This is a genomic window from uncultured Thiodictyon sp. (genome assembly GCA_903837595.1).
Classification (GTDB): domain Bacteria; phylum Pseudomonadota; class Gammaproteobacteria; order Chromatiales; family Chromatiaceae; genus Thiodictyon.
The window spans coordinates 12925-31898 of sequence record CAILVI010000408.1 but is presented as its reverse complement, the minus strand read 5'-3'; the positions used below and the strand labels follow the sequence as shown (position 1 = coordinate 31898).

Below are 18974 nucleotides of genomic sequence, written 5' to 3'. Positions count from 1 at the left end.
GATCCCTGTCTGTACAGATAACCAGCGCTTTGCTCTCTCTTGCAGCTTCAATGACACCGAGCCCACTCGCGCCCGCTGCCTGGTATATAATGTCAGCTCCCCTGCCATATTGTCCAGGGTTGTGGACAACCATCGCTTGCAACAGCGGATCCTGGCTAGAACGGTTCCGCCCTGGCCGTGCGCCCCTTTCGGCTATCATCGCACCCGGTGCAGGGAAACCGGAGACCCCCTCATGTCCGCGACCGTCCTGATCGAAGACGCCGGCTTTCGCCTCCTGGCCGGCGCTGTGCCGGTCGGCCCCGCCCGCGCGCTCGATGCCGCGGCCCTGGGCGAGCTGCGCTCGCTCGCCGCCCGCTACTGGTCGCTGGAGCAGTGCCCGGACGCGGCGGCGGCCCTGGCCATCGGCCGGGCCTTCTACCACTGGCTCGACGGCGACCAGCGCGTCCTCGGACGCCTGCTCGAACAGGCCGCGCCCCCCCTCATCCTCACCGTCCATTGCCCCGCCCGGCACCCGGGCCCGGCCGACTGGGCGCTGCTCGAGGCCCCCTGGGAACTGCTGGCCGATGCGCACGGCTGGCTGGCTCAGGCCCCGCTGCTTCAGTACAGCCCGGTGCGCCGCGTCGGACCCGTGGCCGAACCCCCGCCGCCGGACGGTCACCGGCTGGGTCTCGCCTTCATGGCCGCCGCCCCGCAGGGCGCCAGCGAACTGGACTACGAGAACGAGGAGGCGGCCATCTTGACGGCGGTCGGCGACACCGGCCTGGACCTGCTGGTCGACGAGAGCGGCGAGGCCTCCGCGCTCGCCCGGCACCTGGCCGAGGTCGGGGGGCTCCCGGTGCTGCACCTCTCCTGCCACGGACACCACGCCTGGCGCGACGGCCCCGCGTCCGACCCCAGGCCGGTCCTCTTAGGCCATGGGCCTCTGCGACCTGCCGGTGCCGCGCGCGGTGGTCGCCGGACTGGCGGCTGAACTCGGCGGTGACCTGCAACGCCTGACCGACCTGGCCCTGGCCGAGCCCGGCGAGGACCCGGTGACCGGCGCCCGCGACGCGGTCCGCCTGAGCCCGCTGGCGCGCGCCGGGCTCTCAGCGCTGGGCGAGTCGGACCGGGCCGCGGTGGCGCGCCTGGCCGTCGGACCACTGTACGCCGCCTGGGGCGGTGCCGGGGGCAAACGGCCCGAGGTAGCCGAGTGGCAGCTCGCCGCGCTGGCACTCGCCGCCCGGGATGCCGGGATCGCCGCCGACTGCGGGGCCGGGGCCATCTGGTGGCTGGAGCAGGACAACTATGCGGCGGCGGCCGGGCTCGCCAGCGAACTGGTCGGGCTGATCGAGGGGGCCCGGGAGCGGCTGCCGCCCCTGCTGGTGGCCAATGCGGCGCGGGTGATCGGCGCCGCCGGGGACGGACGCGGTGCGGATGCGCTGCTGGCGCAGGGGGTCGCGGCACTGGAGCGGGGTGGGGGGGAGATCGATGCCGACGCACTCCGGCTGATCGACGAGCATGCCAGACGGTTGTTTCAGCGCGGGGACCTCGACGCGGCCCTGCGCATCCGCACCGAGGAGCAACTGCCGGTGTACGAGTGCCTGGGCGACGTCCATTCGCTCCTCCTCTGCCGCACCAATATCGCGTTGACCCTGCTGGTGCGTATGGCCCAGACCGGCCGCCGGGAGGATGCCCCGGAGGCCAACCGGCTGCTCTGTCTGGCACTCGCCGAGGCCCGCCGTCTGCGCCTCCCGATGGAGGCCGGACAGATCGAGTCGATCCTGCAACAGGCCGGGATGCAGTGCCCGGCCCCGCCCTGACCCCGGGCGCGCCGCCCGCCCCTGTCCCAACCACCCCGGCAGCCCCGGGGCCACCCACGGAGACCCCAAGCGATGCGAGACCTGGAACTGATCCTGACCGGCGCCGCCCCCGAGGCGGCGGCGCGCGCACTGGCCGCGGCACTGGACGACGCGGGCCTGGCGCTTACCCCGCGCCCGCTCCCCGCCGCCGCGCCCGGCCACAAGGCGGCGGACCCGGTGGCGGTCGTCAGCCTGATGCTGGCGATCCCGAGTGCGGTGCTGGCCGCGTCGGACATCGCCGACCGCATCGCCAAGCGCCGCCGCGCCAAGGCCCTGGTGGAGGCCGCCGCGCGCATCCGCATCGAGCACCGGGTGGAGGTCCTGACCGTCACCCTGGACGGCACTCGAGCGCTCGCCGACCTGGACCCGTACGCCCTGCTGGAACTGGTCGGGCGGGACTGATCCGCACCCGACCCCGCCGGGGGGTATAGTGTGTCGCCCTCGTCCCCACGCGCCGCGTGGGGATGCAGTCGCACCGCGCCGCGGTGCGGCGCTGGGCGCAGCGCGCCGCGGCCCGGTCCGCACGCGGTGCGTGGGGACTAGATCGGCTACGACTTTGCCCTCGTCCCCGCGCGCCGCGTGGGGATGCAGCCGTACGGCGCCGCGGTGCGGGGCCGGGCGCAGCGCGCCGCGGCTCGGTCCCCACGCGGCGCGTGGGGACCAGATCGGCTACGACTTTGTGATTGCCGGATTTTGGATCATGCACCTGATTGCCCCCTTTGCCGGTCTGCGCCCGGCCCCCGGACGCGCCGCCGAGCTGCTCGCGCCGCCCTATGACGTGATGGACACCGATGAGGCGCGCGCCCTGGTCGCTGGCCGGCCCTGGAGCTTTCTGCACCTGTCGCGCCCGGAGGTGGACCTGCCGCCGGGGCTCGACCCCTATGACCCGGCCTGCTATGCCCATGCAGCGGCGACCCTGGGGCGCATGGTTTCGGCCGGTTTGCTGGTGCGCGATCGGCAGCCCTGCTATTTCGTGTATCGGCTGACGCGCGGCCGGCAGGTCCAGACCGGGCTGGTGCTGGCGGCGTCGTTGCCGGCCTATCGCGCCGGGCGGATCAGGCGGCACGAGGTTACCCTGGCGGCCAAGGAGGACGACCGGGTGCGGCTGATCGAGGCACTCAATGCCCAGACCGGGCCGGCCTTCCTGATCCATCGCCGCGACCCGATGATCGATGGGACCCTGGCGGCCGTCAGCCGCGGCGTCCCGGACATCGATACCCAAACGGCCGATGGGGTGCGCCATACCCTGTGGGTGGTGGCCGACCAGCCGGACATCGACCGCCTCACGGCCGGCTTCGACGCTCAAGAGCGTCTCTATATCGCCGACGGCCACCACCGCACCGCCGCCGCCGAGCGGATCGGCGCCGCGCGGGCGGCGGTCAACCCGCACCACACCGGCGCCGAGTCCTACAATCGCTTCCTGGCCGTCAGCTTCCCCGGTGATGAACTCCAGGTCCTGGCGGTGAATCGGCTGGTGCGTGATCTCAACAGACTGGACGCAGAGGCTTTCTTGGCGCAGGTCGCGGAGCGCTTTACGGTGGTCGGCAGCCCGGTGCCGGTTGCGCCCGCGCAACCCGGCGAGTTCGGCCTCTACCTGGACGGCGCCTGGTCGCGCCTGACCCTGCACGCCGGGCGCATCCCGCGGCACGACCCGGTGGCGCGCCTGGACGTGCGTCTGCTCCAGGACCAGTTGTTGACGCCGATCCTCGGCCTGGGGGACCCCCGACACGACCCGCGCATCGACTTCGTCGGCGGTATCCGCGGTCTGGACGGACTGGTCCAGCCGGTGGATAGCGGCGCCATGCGCCTTGCGTTCTCGCTGTATCCGACTCCCCTGTCCGACCTGTTGGCGGTGGCGGACCTGGGTGAGACCATGCCGCCGAAATGTACCTGGTTTGAGACCAAACTGGCGGATGGGATGGTCAGTCTGATCCTGGACTGACGGCGCTGTCGCCACCCACCCGGACCTGACCGATGCGCTATTTTTCTGCTGGCAGACGGCACTGGAGAATCCACCATGAGCGATGACAAGTCACTCCCGCAGGGGGCGGGAAATGCCGGCTCGCGGCGCATACTGCTGGTCATGGGTATCGTCATGTTGGTGTGGTTGGTGGCCGCGTGGGAGATTGCCGGTTATATGACCGAGCGGCGGGCGCAGGCTTCGCTGACCGCGGGGCAGCTGCGACTGCAGCAAGACCTGTCCGCGTTGTCCGTCGGTGTGGCCAACCAACTCAAACTGATTCACGGGATTCCGGCCGCCGTGGGGCGCAGTCGAGAGATTGCCGAGATGCTCAAGCGCGCCCCCGTCACCACCGGGGTCCCAGCACTGCCGGCCGCTGAAAGACAAAAGGTCTGGACCGCTGATCCGGGACTGCATCCGGTCGATCAGTTGCTTGAACGTTCCGCGGCCGATATGGGTGTATTGAGTGTCATCTGGGTGATGAATCTCGATGGCTATTGCCTCGTCGCCAGCAATTGGCGTCTGGCCGAAAGCTTTGTCGGCACGGACTACCGTGACCGGGAGTATTTCCGTGAGGCGAGTGATGGCCATCTCGGTCAACAATTTGCCGTCGGTCGCAAGACCGGCATCCCCGGTCTGTTCTTCTCGGCCCCGCTCGAGGCGGATGGACAGGTTCTTGGCGTCATTGCCGGAAAGATCAACCTGTCGGTATTGAGTCATTGGCTCGGGCAAGCCGACTCATTTATTGCCGATCGCTTTGGGGTCGTCATCCTGGCCAGAGATAAGGCTCTAGAGCTCAATGTCTTACCTGATGCTGCCGTGCACACGCTCAGTCCAGAAGAGATCAAGTCACGCTACGCCAGGAATGACTTGAAGGCGCTTCCCATCGTGCCCTGGGGCGATCCCCGTTATCCCCAGTTGAAGCGTTTCAACGGCGGTGACGCACCGGTGTTGCTGGCCCAGTCGTCATTACCGCAAGAGGGGCTCTCGGTGTATGTCACGGAGGCCCTGCCGGATATTCTCGTGCTGGATCGTGACCGTCAGTGGTTGTCGGTCTTGCTGGCGCTGCTCGGGATGGCAGTGATCGGTTGCGTGGTCGCGATCTGGATTTACGTCCGGCAGATTACCCAGGCCCGCCGGGCCTTGAGTGCGCAACTCGTGGAACTCAATCAGGCCAAGGAGGCGGCCGAGTCGGCCAATATCGCCAAGAGCCAGTTCCTGGCCAGCATGAGCCATGAGATCCGCACGCCGATGAACGGCGTGCTGGGGATGTTGGAACTCCTCAAGGGGACCGACCTGAGCACCGAGCAGGGGCACTATGTGGACGGCGGAATCACCTCCGCCGAGGGACTCCTGGATGTCATCGGGGGCGTCCTGGACTTCTCCAAGATCGACGCCGGCCGTCTGGAGCTGGAGCACGCCCCGTTCAACCTCCCGGAGTTGGCGGAGGAGACCATGCAGACGCTGGCGGGCAAGGCCCTCGCCAAGGGACTGGAGGCGATTTGCAATGTCGAGGTGGATGTGCCCACCGCGGTGATCGGGGACCCCACCCGGCTGCGCCAGGTCCTGATCAACCTGATCGGCAACGCCATCAAGTTTACCGAGCAGGGCGAGGTGGGGTTGCGGGTCTGGCTGGAACCGTCGGCGGCCGCGCCGCAGCGCATCGGGTTCGCGGTATCCGACACCGGTATTGGGGTGGCGCAGGAGGCGCGCGAGCACATCTTCGAGGCCTTCCGCCAAGCCGACAATACGACCACCCGGCGCTTTGGCGGTACCGGTCTCGGGCTCGCCATCAGCAACCAATTGGTGCGGATGATGGGTGGTAGCCTGGATCTTGCGAGCACCCCGGGGCAGGGCAGCCGCTTCAGTTTCATCATCGCGTTGGCGCCCGCCCCGGCGGGGGCCGCCCCGCCCTGGCGCCCGGCGGACGTGCAGGTGTTGGCCGGGCGGCGCGTCCTGATCGTCGACGACAACGCCACCAATCGGCTGTATTTGCATGGCCTGTGCAGCGCCTGGGGCATGGCGTGCGAGGACGCGTCAGGCGGTCCGGCGGCCCTGGAGCGACTGGCCGCGGCGGGGGCCGCCGGGGCGCCGTTTGACCTGATCCTGCTGGATCGGATGATGCCGGACATGGATGGGTTCGAGGTACTCACCCGGGTGCGCGCGGACCCGTCCGGGCGCCGGCCTCGGGTGGTGATGCAGACCTCAATGGATGAGGCGGGTGAGGGCCGGCGGGCGCGCGCACTCGGCGCCGACGATGCCTTGGTCAAACCGGTGCGGCGCCGTCCGCTCCTGGAGGTCCTGGCGCGCCTCTTCGGTGCCATTCCCGTTCACCCCGCCGAGGTGGCGCACCGGCCGGAACTGATCCGGCTCGAAGGTTGCCGGATTCTGGCCGTGGAGGACAACACCATCAACCAGCAAGTCCTGCGCGGGATACTCAATCGGGCGGGGTGCCGCGTCCAGGTGGCCAACGACGGGGCCGAAGCCCTGGAGATCTTGACCCAGCGGGCCTTCGACGTGGTGCTGATGGACTGCGAGATGCCGGTGCTGGACGGGCTGTCCGCGACCCGAGCCTTGCGTGAACATGAGCGCCAGCGTGCGGGCGGGCGACATCAAGTGGTGGTGGCCCTGACCGCCCACACCTTCGCGAAGGAGCGCGACCGGTGTCTGGCGGCGGGGATGGACGATTATCTGTCCAAACCCATCCGCGCCCCCGACCTGCTTGCTACCCTGGACCGCTGGTGGCACCGTGAGGAGCAGCCCACGCAAGCGGTAGCGCCGCAGCCGGCCCCGGCGGTGGGCGCCTTGTCCGCGGCTGGGTCGCCGCCCGCACTGCCCGCCGAGACCCAGTCGGCCCCCCCCATCGACGACCGGGTCATTCGCGACCTGCGCGAGGCCATCGGCGAGCTCAGCGCGGTGATCGAGGCCGCATTGGCGGATGTGCCGGCGCGCGTTGCCGACCTGCGGTTGGCGGTCGAGACGGCCGACGGGGAGCGCCTTCTCGCCGCGGCCCACACGCCGGCCGGGTCAGTCGCCAACCTGGGGGCGCGTGAACTGGTCCGGTTGGCCCGCGCCCTGGAGTCACTGGGCAAGTCCGGTGAATTGGGGGCGGCGCTGGGCCTGCTGGCCGCCCTGGAGACCGAGGCCGCGCGCTTCCTGGCGGCGCTCGCGCAACTGCTGGAGACCGAGGCCGGGGCCGGCGTTGTCGTGGAGGACACAAAATGATATTCGCCGCTCGCGACCAGCCGTATCGCGCCCTGGTGGTGGACGACGACGTGGTGCTGCGCACCGCCATCCATCAATTCATCGCCCGGCTCGGGTTTGAGGTCCAGAGCGCGAACAATGGTAGCCGCGCGCTCGAGCTGTTCCAGGTGCACGGGGCCGACATCGTTCTGCTCGACGCGGCGATGCCGGTGATGGACGGATTCGCGGCCTGCATGGCGATCCGGGCACTCCCCGAAGGGCGCTATGTCCCGATCATCATGATCACCATCTACGAGGACGAGGATTCGGTGGACCGTGCCTTTGCGTGCGGGGCCACCGAGTATGTCGCCAAGCCCATCCACTGGGCCGTGTTGCGCAACCGCGTGCGCCAATTGGTGGAGGCGGCCGACGCCGAGCGCCGCCTGCGCCAGGACCACGCCTTCTTTCAATCGCTGGTCGATGCCATCCCGGACCCGACGCTGGTATGCGACCGGGAGGGTGTGGTGCGCTGGATCAACCAGGACGCCGGGCAGTTTCCCCTGGTGGTGGAGGCGGTGGTGGACGCCCCCCTGCGGCTCGTCCCGGGGGTGACCGAGCCAGACGCCGGGGAGTCGGACCCGCTGGCCATCGTCGCGAGCATCCGTGCCCGGGTGGCCGCCAGCGACACCCCGCTGGACCTGCTGCTGCACCGGGCGGACGCCGGGGGCGCCGATCGCTATGCAGAGGTCCACGCCCGGGCGCTGCGGGGGGTGGCGGGTACCAATTTCGGCCTGATCCTGCGGCTGCAGGACGTGACCGCCCGGGAGTTGGAGAGCCGGCGTTTGCGTACCCAAGTGACCCGTTTCGGGGAGCTGGCCCACCGTGACAGCCTCACCGGGGTCGCCAACCGGCGGCTGTTCCGAGAGCAGCTGGACCGCGCCGTGGCCGAGGCGGGGCGTTCCGGCGAGCGCCTGGCCGTGCTGTTCCTCGACCTGGATGGTTTTAAGGGGATCAACGACACCCGCGGTCATGCGGCCGGCGATCGGGTGCTGTGCCAGGTGGCTGCGCGCCTGCTGGAGGTCGTGCGCCGCCCCGATACCGTGGCGCGGCTGGGCGGGGACGAGTTCGCCGTGCTGCTGCGCGGCGTGTCCGAGAACTCCGGGGTCCTGGAGCTGGGCGAGCGCCTGCTCGCGGCGATCTGCGCGCCCATTGAGCTACCCGACGGTCCGGTCGGTATCGGGGCCAGTATCGGTATCAGCCTGTTCCCGGAGCACGGGCCGGACGGCGCCGCCCTGCTGCGCCGCGCGGATGAGGCGATGTATGCCGTGAAGAGCGCCGGCAAGCGGGGGGTGGCGCTGGCGACGGCGGCCATTCCGGCGTAGGTCGTCCTTCAGGGCGAGCATGCACTTGGTTACACCCCTTGTCATGGGCTACTGCAGCGCCCTTCCTGGGTCGCCAGATGACCACGAACATCGCTGTTTTCCAGAGAAAAGGCTGCGCTGAGCATGTATGAATCATTGACAGTTCAAGGTTTTCGGGCTTTCAAGTCGTTTGAGCTTTCAAGTCTGACCCGCGTCAATCTGCTAGTCGGCAAGAACAATGCGGGCAAGACGTCCCTCCTTGATGCGGTCGAGATGGTGACATTGGGCGGGCGCATCACGTCGTTGTTGAGGAGTCCCCAGCGGCGGGCGGAGATTTCTTTTGAGTCGCAGGATGAGCGGATACGACGGGAACTGGACGTGCGGCACCTGTTTTTTGGGCACCGGATACAGGAGAGCACGTCCTTTGAAGTGACTGCCTGCGCCGAATCTATGAAACGCAGGGTTCGTTGCGAGGTCCGCCGAGGCCAGATAGACCAGGCCCAGCTTGACCTGTTGTCCGAGCAAGTGGATCTGGGGACGCCATTGGAAATCGTAATGTCGGGTACAGACAACCCGGAAGGGACTCCGGTCCTTCCGGTCTCGCCGGACGGTTCGCTGCTGGAGTATCGGCGAACTGTGATGGCGCCTGCGCCCTCGGGCGGGCCGCCGATCGTCTGGTTTCTCGGCACTGAAGGCCCCGACGCGCGCGTGCTGCAACAAATGTGGGATCGTCTTGTCCTTACCCCCGAGGAGGATAAAGTGATCTCGGCGATGAAGATTATCGAGCCGTCCATCGAACGGCTTGCATTTGCGCGTACCGAACGAATGTCGGAAAGCGTCGCGTTTATAAAGCTGGCCGACGAAGATCAACGGATGCCTTTAGGTAGCCTGGGCGATGGGATCAAACGCCTGCTAGCCCAGGCTGTCTACATGGCCCGCGCGGCAGGCGGGGTGCTTTTGATTGACGAGATTGACACCGGACTTCACTACACGACGCTGGAAGCAATGTGGCGGTTAGTCATCGAGTCCGCCCGGCGTCTGGATGTTCAAGTCTTCGCAACGTCTCACAGCGGCGACTGCATCCGCTCCCTGGCCTGGCTCCAAACCGACGCCCCCGAGCTGGCGGCGGAGGTTTCGGTGCATCGCATCGACCGGGCGGCCCCTACGGCGGTCCGCTATTCGGCAGAGGATATCGAGATTGCCGCGCGCCACCACATTGAGGTGCGGGGATGAGCGCATCGAAAATTAAGCCGACCGCGCCCCACCGTCTGATCGTCGAGGGGCAAGACGATCAGCATTCGATCATCCACCTCACTGCGAGGCATGGTTGGGATTGGAACAATCCAGCCCCGCATTATCCGTACATCGAAGACGCAAAGGCGACACTCTGGCGTTGGAGGCACTGCCGGTGGCACTTCTCTCCTATCAGAGAATTGGGATTGTCTTGGATGCGGACTACCTGCCTGAAAATCGGTGGCAGTCGGTTTGCGATCGATTATCCGGAAAGGGCTTCAAACTTCCGGCTCAGCCCGACTGCGAGGGCACGGTAATCGACCGGGCAGACGGTAAGCGCCTTGGTATCTGGCTCATGCCCGACAATCAGAGTGAGGGAAAGCTCGAAAATTTCCTTGCGCTCTTGGTGCCGCCGGATGATCCCTGCTGGGAGTTGGCAGGGAAGAGCACTGCGCAAGCCCAGCAAATGGGCGCCGGATTCACTGAACGGGACTTCATCAAGGCACATATCCATACCTGGCTCGCCTGGCAAGAGGAGCCTGGTATGCCATTCGGTACCGCGATTCGGGCGGCCACATTCTCCCACGACGCCGAGGTAGCACGCCGGTTTGTGGCCTGGATGGAACGACTATTCAAATAACCCCATCTCGACACCCGTCCAAATAGGCGCCCAAATCCTCCGCGGTACGCGGCAGCTGCCCCCCCGGCCAGGGCGCGCCCGGCTCCCGCAGGGCGTTGGTCAGGGTCAGGATGGTCGGCGTGTTCAATCGGGCAGCGGTGAGCAGCTTCGCGTCGGCCAGCGTCGCCACCGTCTCGCCTTGGCGTAGCAGGGTTCCGTCGCCCAGGATGGCCACGTCGTCCGCCCAGGCGTAGGCTAGGTCCACGTCGTGAGTGGAGAAGACCAGGGTGGCGCCTCTCTCCTGGAGCCGCTCCAGTGCGGCCTTGAGCTGCGTCACCCCGCGCGCATCCAGCCCGGCGGTCGGCTCGTCCAGGATCAGCACCTGCGGGTGCATCGCCAGGACCCCGGCGATCGCCGCCCGCTTTTTCTGACCGAAGCTCAAGAGCTGCGTGGGGCGCCCGGCGAGCTCCGCGATGTCCAGGGCCGCCAGGGCCTCGAGCACCCGCTCCCGGGCGGCCGGTTCGCTCAACCCTTGGTTGAGCGGACCGAATGAGACGTCCTGGTAGACGGTGGCCGAGAACAGTTGGTCGTCCGGTTCCTGCAGGACCAGCCCGACGCGACCGCGCCAGGCGGCGAGCGCGGCGCGGTCATAGCCGGCCGGTTGCCCGTCGATCAGAACCTGGCCGCGCCCCGGTTTCAGGGTGCCGTTGAGGTGCAGCAAGAGCGTGGTCTTGCCGCAGCCGTTGGACCCCAGGAGCGCGAGCCGCCGCCCGCGTCGCACGGTGAGGGTCATCCCCCGCAGGGCGGTCACGCCGCCCGGATAAGCATAGGTCAAGCCTTGGGCATCCAGGATCGGTGTGCTCAACGCAGCACCTGATGCAGGGTCAGGCCGCCCGCCGCCACGGCAAACAACGCGGCGGTGACGGCCGCCAGATGGGGCCGCGACAGTGTACGCTCTGGCGTTAGCACCCGCAGTGTCCCTTCGAACCCGCGGGCGGCGAGCCCGATCTCCAGGCGCCGCGCCCGCGCCAGTGTGCGGGTCAAGAGGGTCGCCGCCAGCAGGCCGAGCGAGCGGATGCCGCGGCGCACCGTGCTGTAGCCCAGCCGCGCCTCTTGGGCATTGCGGGTGGCGGCGGCACAGTCCGCGACGATGAAGAGCAGCCGGTAGATGAGTAGCGCGATCTCCACCACCGCCTGGGGCACCCCGACCCGGCGCAGCCAGGGCACCAACTCGGCAACCGGGGTGGTGAGTGTCAGGAAGGCAAGCGCGGACACCGCGGCCAGTGAGCGCAGGCCGACCGCCACGGCGAGCCAGGCCCCCGCGGACGAAAAGGCGAGCCTCATCCCATCGGTCAGGTCCAAGGATACCGCCAGAAAGGGCAGGCTCAAGAGCAGGAAGCCGGCCGGTATCGCCATCACCCGCAGCCAGGCGGCGAGCGGCACCCCGGCCCCCGTCACCGTGGCCCCGGCCATGGCCAGCAACACCAGGGGGGCGGTGGCGAGCGGCGGTAGGGTCACGGCGATGAGCAGCATCCCGCCCGCCAACAGTGCGCGCTCCGCGGGGTGATGGCCCCGCCAGCGGTGGGTCCAGGCGTACTGGTCAATCGGGAACATCGGTGGTGTCCGCTCGGCGTCGTTGCGCCTGCCCTCGGCGCAGACCGAGGTAGTAGCCCAGGAGCCCCGCCCCGAGTGCCGCCTGCAGGGCGAAGAGGAAGGATTCGATTTCGCCGCCCGGCGGTTTCCACAGAGGCGAGAACCAGGGTCGGTAGTCGGGATGCGCCCGGGTGATTGCCGCCTGGGCCTGGGCGTCGGCCCCCGCGAAGGGTTCGGCCAGCCCGCGGGTGACGGGCAGCAACAGGGGCAGGGTGGCAATCGCCACGACCAGCCCCAGCAGAATCAAATTGATGCGTTTCATCAAGGGTGCTCCGGCTCAGGCTGTCGACGGCTTAAGAGCGGCGCTGCTGCCAGCACGTACGCGGTCGTGGAAGCCGAGTTCGTCGAGGTCGTTGCGGCTGTACTGGTTAAGCACATTGACCACGATCACGGTCAGCAGCCCCTCGATCACGGCCAGCGGGACCTGGGTGAACGCAAAGACCCCGCCGAACTTCGCCAGTGCCCCGAGGAAGCCTCTGACCGGATCGGGGAAGGCCAGCGCGAGTTGGGCGGCGGTGACCAGATAGGTTGCCAGATCCCCCAGCATGGCTGCCAGAAAGACCGCGATGCCGAGGCCCAAGGGGCGAGTCAGCCGGAAGCAGCCATAGGCGACCCAGGGGCCGACGACGGCCATGGCGACGATGTTGGCGCCGAGCGTGGTCAGCCCTCCATGGGCCAGGAGCAGGGCCTGAAACAACAGCACGATGGCCCCCAGCACCGCCATCACCGATGGGCCGAACAGGATCGACCCCAGGGCGGTCCCTGTGGGGTGCGAGCAACTGCCGGTCACCGACGGGATTTTGAGCGCCGAGAGTACAAAGGCGAAGGCCCCCGCACTGGCCAGCAAGAGCTTGGTGCGCGGGTGCTCGCTGGTGATCCGGGTGATGCGCCGCGCGCCCACGACGAGGAACGGGATGGCCACGGCAGTCCAGGCGGCGGCGTGGAGCGGGGGCAGGAAGCCCTCCATAATATGCATAGCGATAGTCTCCCCAAGGCGGTGGGCGCGCAGGGTGTCGGGCGGGGAGCGACGCGTGAGAACACGGGCAGACGGCCCGGCGGCCGGCAGGGCCTTGCGTGAGATGCGACCTCGCCGCCGGGGCACCCCGCCCGGCAGTCAAACACACGGTGCCGGCAGGTCTCCTGGCTTGCAGGTCACGGTCATCGCCCGCCTTCCCAGCCCCTTCCTTATGGGCGGCCAGTGGCGGTGTGGGCAATGACTCTCTGCTTACAGTTGCGGGGGCAGCCATGGCATCAACCATGTTCCCTTTTCATCCCACCTGGACGTTCGCCCAAGCGGAAACCGGCTTCGTTGGAGCGGCAGTCTAAAATGGCGGGCGCGCCGGGGTCAAACCCGGCTGTCAAACCCGGCTTGCCCCGATCGATGCCCCTGGCTTATCCTCCCGCCTCGCTTTGGGTTCCCCGCGGTGCGACCGCGCCACGGGGTGAAACGGGAAGTCCGGTGACGTCTGGTGCGCTTGCGTGTCCGACCACCCCGGCGCAGCCCCCGCTGCTGTGAGCCTGACGGGACCGCTACGTGCCACTGCGCTGCAGGCGTGGGAAGGCGGCGGACCCCGGATGACGGTGAGCCAGAAGACCGGCCCGAACGCGTAAACTGGTGTCAGTCCCGGGGTGGTGCTTGAGCCGATCGGATCTGCCGTACTGCCTTGCAGCGCCGGTTGACCCTGTTAGCCGCGATTGGCGTCGCCGGTACGTCCTGCAAACGCAGGCACCCGCGTGTGGCCCTCCCACCCCTGGCTTGCGCCGTTTGTGGTTTTCTCGTGACGAGGTCGATCGCTATGGGCTGCGTATGGTTCGTCGGCGCTGGGCCGGGTGACCCGGACCTGATCACGGTCAAGGGGCGCGCGCTGGTGGAACAGGCCGGGGCCATCCTCTTTGCCGGCTCCTTGGTGGACGCGGCGGCGGCCCGCTACGCCCCGGCCGCTTGCCGCGTGCAGGACTCCAAGGCGATGACCCTGGAGGCAATCAGCGCCTGGCTGATCGCGGCCGCCGGCGAGTGCGAGACGGTGGTGCGTCTTCAGACCGGTGACCCTGGGCTTTATGGTGCGCTGATTGAGATGACCCGGCCGCTGGACGCGGCCGGCATCCCGTGGCGGGTGGTGCCGGGGGTGACCTCGGCGATGGCCGCCGCCGCGGCGGCCGGTGAGAGCCTGACCCTGCCGGAGGTGACCCAGACCGTGATCCTCACGCGGGTGGCCGGGCGCACCCCGATGCCGGACGGGGAGGGCTTGGAGGCCTTGGCCGCCCACCACACCACCCTGTGCATCTATCTGTCCGCGACCCTGATGCCCGAGGTCCAACGCGCCTTGGGCGCCGCTGGCTGGGCGCCGGATGCCCCGATCCTGGTGGTGCAGAAGGCGAGTTGGCCGGGGCGCGAGCAGATCGTGCGCGGTCGGCTGGACGACATCCACGAGCGCTGCCGTGAGGCGGGTATTGGCGCCCAGGCGATGATCATCGCCAGCCCCGCGCTCGGGGCGGGTGGTTGGGCTGAGCTCACCCCATCCAAGCTCTACGACCCGGCCTTCGGGCACCGTTTCCGCCGGGCCGCACCACCGGACTCTGACGCATGAGAGACACCACGTTATTGTTGGTCGGCCACGGTTCCCGCTCCCACGGGGGCAACACCGAGACCCGGCAATTCGCCGAGCAGTGGCAGGCGCGCCACCCGGATTGGCACATCGTGACCTGCTTCATCGAGTGGGACGCGGTCCTGCTGGACACCGGGCTGGATCAGGCGGCGCGTGAGTCACGCCGCGTGCTGGTCCTGCCCTTCATCCTCAATGCCGCCGGACACGTCAAGATGGAGATCCCGGCGGCCATCGATGCCGCGCGGGTCCGCCACCCTGCGGTGACCTTCGCGTGCGCGCCACACCTCGGCATGGTCCGCGAGGTTCAGACGGTGCTCCAGGGTCGGCTCGAGGGCCTGATGGCAGAGCTCGCCATGCCCGACCCGCGCACCACCGGCGTCATCCTGCTGGGGCGCGGCTCCTCGGACGCGGGCGCCAACGGCGAACTGGCGCGGATGGCGCGCTGGGTCTTCGAGGACAATCACCACGACCTGGTGGATCTGGCCTTCACCGGCATCACCTGGCCGCGCCTGGAGACCGTGGTGCAGCGCCAGGCGCGTCTGGGTATGACCCAGATCCTGATCGTGCCGGTGTATCTATTCTCCGGCCGGCTGACCGAGCGCATTGCCGCCCAGGTGGCGCGACTGCGCGGCCAGTATCCGGGGATCGCCTTTGCCCTGGGTGAGCATTTCGGTTTTGAGGAGGGTATCTTCAATCTGCTGGATGCCCGCGCCGAGGGTCGGGACCTGCCCGCGGGTGGGCTGCTGGAGTGCGACGGCTGCAAGTACCGCGCGGCGGTGCAGGCGGCGCACCTGCATGACCATGCCCATACGCATTTATGAAGTATGAAGGCCGTAGGGTAGATCAGCGTAGCGCATCCACCAAGAATGCTCGATGAATAGGGTGACCAACATGAGTGGCAAGCAGTCAGTAACCGAGCAGGATACCAGCACGGGGCGGGCGATCGAGCACGATTCATTCGCCATCATCGATCGGGAGGCCGGCCCACACGCCTACGATCCGGCCCAGTGGTCGATCGTGCGGCGGATGATCCACGCCAGCGCCGACTTCGAGCTGAACGGCCTGACCGCCTTTCATCCCGAGGCGGTCCCCGCCGGGCTGGCCGCGCTACGCCAGGGCGGTCGGCCCCTGGTTGCCGACGTGGGTATGATCCTGGCAGGGCTCTCATGCGCGCGGCTCGCCCGCTTCGGTTTGACGCCCTATCAGTTCATCGCTGATGCGGACGTGATCGCCCAGGCCCAGGCCCAGGGCACCACCCGCGCCGTGCAGGCGATGCGCAAGGCCCTGGGCCTCGGGCTTCTGGACGGGGCCATCATCGGCGTCGGCAACGCCCCGACCGCCCTGCTCGAGGTCCTGCGCCTGATCGCGACTGAGGGCGTCCGTCCGGCGCTCGTCATCGGCATGCCGGTCGGCTTTGTCTCGGCGGCCGAGTCCAAAGGGCTGCTGGTTGAGGTCAGCCCGGTGCCTTGGATCACGGTGCAGGGCCGCAAGGGCGGCTCGACCTTGGTGGTCGCGGCGATTCATGCCTTGCTGGCCCTGGCGGCGGAGACTGGAGAGCCGTTATCCTGATCATGCCGAAGGTATCCGCAACATGAAAACATTTGAAGAAGTTAAGTCCGATATTGAGGCGCTTCCCCATCGTGAGTATATGAAGTTAACACACTGGTTGTCTGAGCGCGATTGGCAGGCTTGGGACGAAGAAATTGAAAGAGATTCTGCCGCAGGAAAGCTCGACTTCCTGATCGAAGAGGCGCTTGACGAAAAAAGAAACGGAACGCTTGGCAGCCTGTGAAGCATAAGACAACAGCACGTTTCTGGAATTGCTTCTATGCTTTGCCGGAAGCGGTGCAGGGCGTTACCCGCAAGAATTATGAGCTACTCAAGCAAAACCCGCGTCACCCTTCACTGCAATTGAAGAAAGTGGGGCGACTCTGGTCTGCGCGGGTTGGCCGCGACCATCGCGCGCTCGCCATGGAAGACGACGGCGGTTACGTCTGGGTCTGGATCGGTACCCACGAAGAATATGATCGCCTGCTGCGCGTGTAATGGTTCTGGCCGGTTCACGATGAGGAGTAAAGAATGAGCCGCGGCCATGAAACCCGGGATCGCTCCCCCAAAGCCGACACCCGCCGCGGTCGCAGCGGTCGCACCGGCTTCACCACCGGCGCCAATGCGGCGGCGGCGGCCACCGCGGCGACCCTGGGCCTGGTGCAGGGCCGGGTGCCGGAGACCCTGGAGTGCCTGTTGCCCAACGGTCAGCGGGCGGTCTTTGCGATCACCGATGGCCGCGTCGCGGGCGACCGCGCCCATGCGGTCTGTGTGAAGGACGCGGGCGACGACCCGGACGCGACCAATGGTGCACACCTGACCGCGGAGGTGCAGCGCATCCCCGGCGGCGGGGGCGAGGTTGTGCTCAACGGTGGTCCCGGCGTGGGGCTCGTGACCCGGGCGGGCCTGGGGCTCGCGGTCGGCATGCCCGCGATCAATCCGGTGCCGCGGCGCAACATCGTCGAAAACGTCCGGGTCGCCGGTGCGGCGCTGCTGGCGGCGGGGGATACGCTTGAGGTGACCATCTCGGTCCCGGGCGGGGAGGAGATGGCCTTAAAAACCCTCAATGCCCGGCTCGGCATCTTGGGCGGGATCTCCATCCTGGGCACCACCGGCATCGTGCGACCCTACTCGACCGCGGCCTTTCGCGCGAGCGTGGTCCAGGCGGTGCGGGTGGCCGCCCATCAGGGCCAGACGACGATTGTTTTCACCACCGGCGGGCGCACCGAGCAGGCGGCCATGGCGACCTTTGCGCAACTGCCGGAGGTCTGTTTCGTGCAGATGGGCGACTTCGTGAAGGCCGCCTTCACCGCCGCGGTGAAACACCGGATGCAACACATCATCGTCGGCGCCATGGTGGGGAAGCTGACCAAGATCGCCCAGGGGTTGGCGGTGACCCACGCCTGGCGCGCCGAGCTTGACCGCGACCTGATTGCCGGGGTGGCCGCCGAGGTCGGCGCGCCCCCTGACTTGGTCGAGCAGATCCGCACCGCCGCGACCGCGCGTTTTGCCGCGGAGGGTCTGGCGGCGATTGGGTTGGCCGCCCCATTGCACCAGGCGCTGGCCGGCCGCGTGATCGAGAGCCTGCGCCGGCTCTATCCCGGACCCCATCGGCTTACCGTGCTGGCCTGCGACTTCGACGGCCAGCCCATCGCCAGCGTGGCGGAAGAGGCTCATGACTGACTGCGCATTGATCGGCATCCTGGACGATGGCTGGGCCGGCCTGGCGGACGACGCACGTGCCCGGTTGGCGCGGGCGGGCTGCGTGATCGGTGCCGCCCGCACCCTGGCACTGGTGGCGCCGTACCTGGCGCCCGGCGTGCGGCAACGGGCGATGGACGGCGCACTGGCGCAGGTTCCGGCCTGGGTGCGTGAGGCGCAGGCGGACGGGCTGCCGGTGGCGGTGCTCGCCACCGGCGACCCACTCTGCCACGGCATCGCCGGCCGCCTGATCGCGGCCTTGGGGGCGGATGCGCTAGAGATCGTGCCGGCGCCCTCGACCCTGCAACTCGCCTTCGCCCGACTCAAACGACCCTGGCAGGAGGTGCAGGTCGCCTCCTGTCACGGCGCCGACTCCGGGGACTGGGACTGGGTTTCCGGGGCTGAACATGGGCCGGATCACGGCCTGTACCGGGTGCTGCGGGCCGTCGCGCTGCACCCCGTGGTGGCGGTCTTCACCAGCCCGGCGAACGGTCCGGACCGGATCGCCCGGGCGCTGCTGACCCTGGGCTATGGGGCAGATGTCCGGCTGTCGGTCGCGGCCAGGTTGGCCGGTCCCGATGAGGCGCTGTTTCCCCGCTTGGGTCTCGAGGAGGCTGCCGGGCAACGCTTTGCGGCACCCAATATCGCGATTGTGGAGCGCGTGGCGGATCAGCGCCAGGTCTTCGGCCTGGCGGATGGCGGTTTTGCCAAACAGGATCGCACGGCGCAAGAGTGCGCCGGGCTGATCACCAAGCTGGAGGTGCGCGCGGTCAGCCTCGCGAAGCTCGCCCTGCGACCGGATAGCCTAGTCTGGGATATCGGCGCCGGCTCTGGCGCGGTCGGGCTGGAGGCCAGCCGCATCGCCTACCTGGGTCATTGCTGGGCGATCGAGAAAGAGTCGGCCCAGGTGGCGGACGCCCGGGTCAATGCGCGCCGCCTGCGGGCAGGCAACTACAGCCTGTTCGAGGGCAAGGCCCCCGTCGGCTTGGACGCCTGGCCGGACCCCGACGCGGTATTTGTCGGCGGCTCGGGTGGTGCATTGGATGCGCTGATCGAATTGATCGCGACCCGCCTGCGCCCCGGCGGGCGCCTGGTGATGAATTTGATTGCACTGGAAAACCTCGCCGCCGCCACCGCCGCACTCGACCGGGTCGGGCTTAGCTGGGACCTGATCCAACTCGGTGTCGCGCGCAGCCAGCCGATCCTAGGGTTGCACCGGCTGGCGGCACTGAATCCGGTGTGGATACTGACTGCCTTTAAGGAATCCTGACG

19 protein-coding genes and 2 riboswitches are annotated in these 18974 nt (G+C 68.3%); of the genes, 15 read left to right on the top strand and 4 right to left on the bottom strand.

Annotated elements, in window-relative coordinates; all coding sequences use genetic code 11:
* The first annotated feature begins 232 nt into the window (after positions 1 to 232).
* The 8 genes from QZY44_RS24490 to QZY44_RS24455 all read left to right on the top strand — a co-directional run bounded on the left by QZY44_RS24490 (position 233) and on the right by QZY44_RS24455 (position 10215).
* A complete protein-coding gene (locus QZY44_RS24490) occupies positions 233 to 970 on the top strand; it encodes a hypothetical protein (protein ID WP_295454301.1) in 738 nt (245 codons plus the stop codon).
* Complete coding sequence (locus QZY44_RS24485; protein WP_295454299.1) at positions 915 to 1799, top strand: hypothetical protein; 885 nt, start codon at positions 915 to 917, stop codon at positions 1797 to 1799. The genes QZY44_RS24490 and QZY44_RS24485 overlap by 56 nt, the downstream gene beginning before the upstream one ends.
* Before the next feature lie 72 nt (positions 1800 to 1871).
* Positions 1872 to 2240 carry a hypothetical protein gene (locus QZY44_RS24480; RefSeq protein WP_295454296.1) on the top strand — a complete coding sequence of 123 codons (369 nt, stop codon included), beginning with the start codon at positions 1872 to 1874 and terminating at the stop codon, positions 2238 to 2240.
* Between the two features lie 298 nt (positions 2241 to 2538).
* Complete coding sequence (locus QZY44_RS24475; RefSeq protein ID WP_295454294.1) at positions 2539 to 3780, top strand: DUF1015 domain-containing protein; 1242 nt, start codon at positions 2539 to 2541, stop codon at positions 3778 to 3780.
* A 75-nt stretch (positions 3781 to 3855) separates the two neighbouring features.
* Positions 3856 to 7023, top strand: a complete 3168-nt coding sequence (locus QZY44_RS24470; RefSeq protein WP_295454292.1) for a response regulator — start codon at positions 3856 to 3858, stop codon at positions 7021 to 7023.
* Positions 7020 to 8363 carry a diguanylate cyclase gene (locus QZY44_RS24465; protein ID WP_295454289.1) on the top strand — a complete coding sequence of 448 codons (1344 nt, stop codon included), beginning with the start codon at positions 7020 to 7022 and terminating at the stop codon, positions 8361 to 8363. Before QZY44_RS24470 ends, QZY44_RS24465 begins: the two co-directional genes overlap by 4 nt.
* 123 nt (positions 8364 to 8486) lie before the next feature.
* Positions 8487 to 9575, top strand: a complete 1089-nt coding sequence (locus QZY44_RS24460; protein ID WP_295454286.1) for an ATP-binding protein — start codon at positions 8487 to 8489, stop codon at positions 9573 to 9575.
* 175 nt (positions 9576 to 9750) lie between these two features.
* Positions 9751 to 10215: a DUF3226 domain-containing protein gene (locus QZY44_RS24455; protein WP_295454283.1), complete on the top strand. Its 465-nt coding sequence runs from the start codon at positions 9751 to 9753 to the stop codon at positions 10213 to 10215.
* Here QZY44_RS24455 and QZY44_RS24450 read toward each other — a convergent pair.
* Genes QZY44_RS24450 through QZY44_RS24435 form a run of 4 tightly spaced genes read right to left on the bottom strand, consistent with a single transcriptional unit; the run spans position 10208 to position 12823 of the window.
* Positions 10208 to 11059, bottom strand: coding sequence for an ATP-binding cassette domain-containing protein (locus QZY44_RS24450; protein ID WP_295454281.1), 852 nt, complete (start codon positions 11057 to 11059; stop codon positions 10208 to 10210). The genes QZY44_RS24455 and QZY44_RS24450 overlap by 8 nt on opposite strands.
* The gene (gene cbiQ / locus QZY44_RS24445; RefSeq protein WP_295454279.1) at positions 11056 to 11808 is read right to left on the bottom strand and encodes a cobalt ECF transporter T component CbiQ; all 753 of its coding nucleotides are present in this window, start codon (positions 11806 to 11808) and stop codon (positions 11056 to 11058) included. The genes QZY44_RS24450 and cbiQ overlap by 4 nt, the downstream gene beginning before the upstream one ends.
* Positions 11795 to 12109 (bottom strand): energy-coupling factor ABC transporter substrate-binding protein, encoded by a 315-nt coding sequence (locus tag QZY44_RS24440; protein ID WP_295454277.1) that lies wholly within the window; start codon positions 12107 to 12109, stop codon positions 11795 to 11797. The genes cbiQ and QZY44_RS24440 overlap by 14 nt, the downstream gene beginning before the upstream one ends.
* Before the next feature lie 15 nt (positions 12110 to 12124).
* A complete protein-coding gene (locus tag QZY44_RS24435; RefSeq protein ID WP_295454274.1) occupies positions 12125 to 12823 on the bottom strand; it encodes an energy-coupling factor ABC transporter permease in 699 nt (232 codons plus the stop codon).
* A gap of 136 nt (positions 12824 to 12959) precedes the next feature.
* Positions 12960 to 13167: riboswitch (cobalamin riboswitch) on the bottom strand.
* Positions 13168 to 13242: 75 nt separating this feature from the next.
* Positions 13243 to 13465: riboswitch (cobalamin riboswitch) on the top strand.
* A gap of 178 nt (positions 13466 to 13643) precedes the next feature.
* Between QZY44_RS24435 and cobM the strand changes: the two genes are divergently transcribed.
* Genes cobM through cbiE form a run of 7 tightly spaced genes read left to right on the top strand, consistent with a single transcriptional unit; the run spans position 13644 to position 18972 of the window.
* A complete protein-coding gene (cobM, locus tag QZY44_RS24430) occupies positions 13644 to 14435 on the top strand; it encodes a precorrin-4 C(11)-methyltransferase (protein ID WP_295454272.1) in 792 nt (263 codons plus the stop codon).
* The gene (locus QZY44_RS24425) at positions 14432 to 15274 is read left to right on the top strand and encodes a sirohydrochlorin chelatase (RefSeq protein ID WP_295454270.1); all 843 of its coding nucleotides are present in this window, start codon (positions 14432 to 14434) and stop codon (positions 15272 to 15274) included. The genes cobM and QZY44_RS24425 overlap by 4 nt, the downstream gene beginning before the upstream one ends.
* Positions 15275 to 15326: 52 nt before the next feature.
* Complete coding sequence (locus QZY44_RS24420) at positions 15327 to 16022, top strand: precorrin-8X methylmutase (protein ID WP_295454267.1); 696 nt, start codon at positions 15327 to 15329, stop codon at positions 16020 to 16022.
* Between the two features lie 22 nt (positions 16023 to 16044).
* Positions 16045 to 16245, top strand: a complete 201-nt coding sequence (locus QZY44_RS24415; protein ID WP_295454265.1) for a hypothetical protein — start codon at positions 16045 to 16047, stop codon at positions 16243 to 16245.
* Positions 16242 to 16499 (top strand): hypothetical protein, encoded by a 258-nt coding sequence (locus QZY44_RS24410; protein ID WP_295454263.1) that lies wholly within the window; start codon positions 16242 to 16244, stop codon positions 16497 to 16499. Before QZY44_RS24415 ends, QZY44_RS24410 begins: the two co-directional genes overlap by 4 nt.
* 33 nt (positions 16500 to 16532) lie before the next feature.
* A complete protein-coding gene (locus QZY44_RS24405; RefSeq protein ID WP_295454261.1) occupies positions 16533 to 17684 on the top strand; it encodes a cobalt-precorrin-5B (C(1))-methyltransferase in 1152 nt (383 codons plus the stop codon).
* Positions 17677 to 18972: a precorrin-6y C5,15-methyltransferase (decarboxylating) subunit CbiE gene (gene cbiE / locus QZY44_RS24400; RefSeq protein ID WP_295454259.1), complete on the top strand. Its 1296-nt coding sequence runs from the start codon at positions 17677 to 17679 to the stop codon at positions 18970 to 18972. Before QZY44_RS24405 ends, cbiE begins: the two co-directional genes overlap by 8 nt.
* The last annotated feature ends 2 nt before the right edge of the window (positions 18973 to 18974 follow it).

Coding starts and splice junctions, on each gene's coding strand:
- QZY44_RS24465 (WP_295454289.1), top strand. CDS start 7,020: ATGATATTCGCCGCTCGCGACCAGCCGTATCGCGCCCTGGTGGTGGAC.
- QZY44_RS24435 (WP_295454274.1), bottom strand. CDS start 12,823: ATGCATATTATGGAGGGCTTCCTGCCCCCGCTCCACGCCGCCGCCTGG.
- QZY44_RS24460 (WP_295454286.1), top strand. CDS start 8,487: ATGTATGAATCATTGACAGTTCAAGGTTTTCGGGCTTTCAAGTCGTTT.
- cobM (WP_295454272.1), top strand. CDS start 13,644: ATGGGCTGCGTATGGTTCGTCGGCGCTGGGCCGGGTGACCCGGACCTG.
- QZY44_RS24485 (WP_295454299.1), top strand. CDS start 915: ATGGGCCTCTGCGACCTGCCGGTGCCGCGCGCGGTGGTCGCCGGACTG.
- QZY44_RS24490 (WP_295454301.1), top strand. CDS start 233: ATGTCCGCGACCGTCCTGATCGAAGACGCCGGCTTTCGCCTCCTGGCC.
- QZY44_RS24405 (WP_295454261.1), top strand. CDS start 16,533: ATGAGCCGCGGCCATGAAACCCGGGATCGCTCCCCCAAAGCCGACACC.
- QZY44_RS24425 (WP_295454270.1), top strand. CDS start 14,432: ATGAGAGACACCACGTTATTGTTGGTCGGCCACGGTTCCCGCTCCCAC.
- cbiQ (WP_295454279.1), bottom strand. CDS start 11,808: ATGTTCCCGATTGACCAGTACGCCTGGACCCACCGCTGGCGGGGCCAT.
- QZY44_RS24420 (WP_295454267.1), top strand. CDS start 15,327: ATGAATAGGGTGACCAACATGAGTGGCAAGCAGTCAGTAACCGAGCAG.
- cbiE (WP_295454259.1), top strand. CDS start 17,677: ATGACTGACTGCGCATTGATCGGCATCCTGGACGATGGCTGGGCCGGC.
- QZY44_RS24475 (WP_295454294.1), top strand. CDS start 2,539: ATGCACCTGATTGCCCCCTTTGCCGGTCTGCGCCCGGCCCCCGGACGC.
- QZY44_RS24480 (WP_295454296.1), top strand. CDS start 1,872: ATGCGAGACCTGGAACTGATCCTGACCGGCGCCGCCCCCGAGGCGGCG.
- QZY44_RS24415 (WP_295454265.1), top strand. CDS start 16,045: ATGAAAACATTTGAAGAAGTTAAGTCCGATATTGAGGCGCTTCCCCAT.
- QZY44_RS24440 (WP_295454277.1), bottom strand. CDS start 12,109: ATGAAACGCATCAATTTGATTCTGCTGGGGCTGGTCGTGGCGATTGCC.
- QZY44_RS24470 (WP_295454292.1), top strand. CDS start 3,856: ATGAGCGATGACAAGTCACTCCCGCAGGGGGCGGGAAATGCCGGCTCG.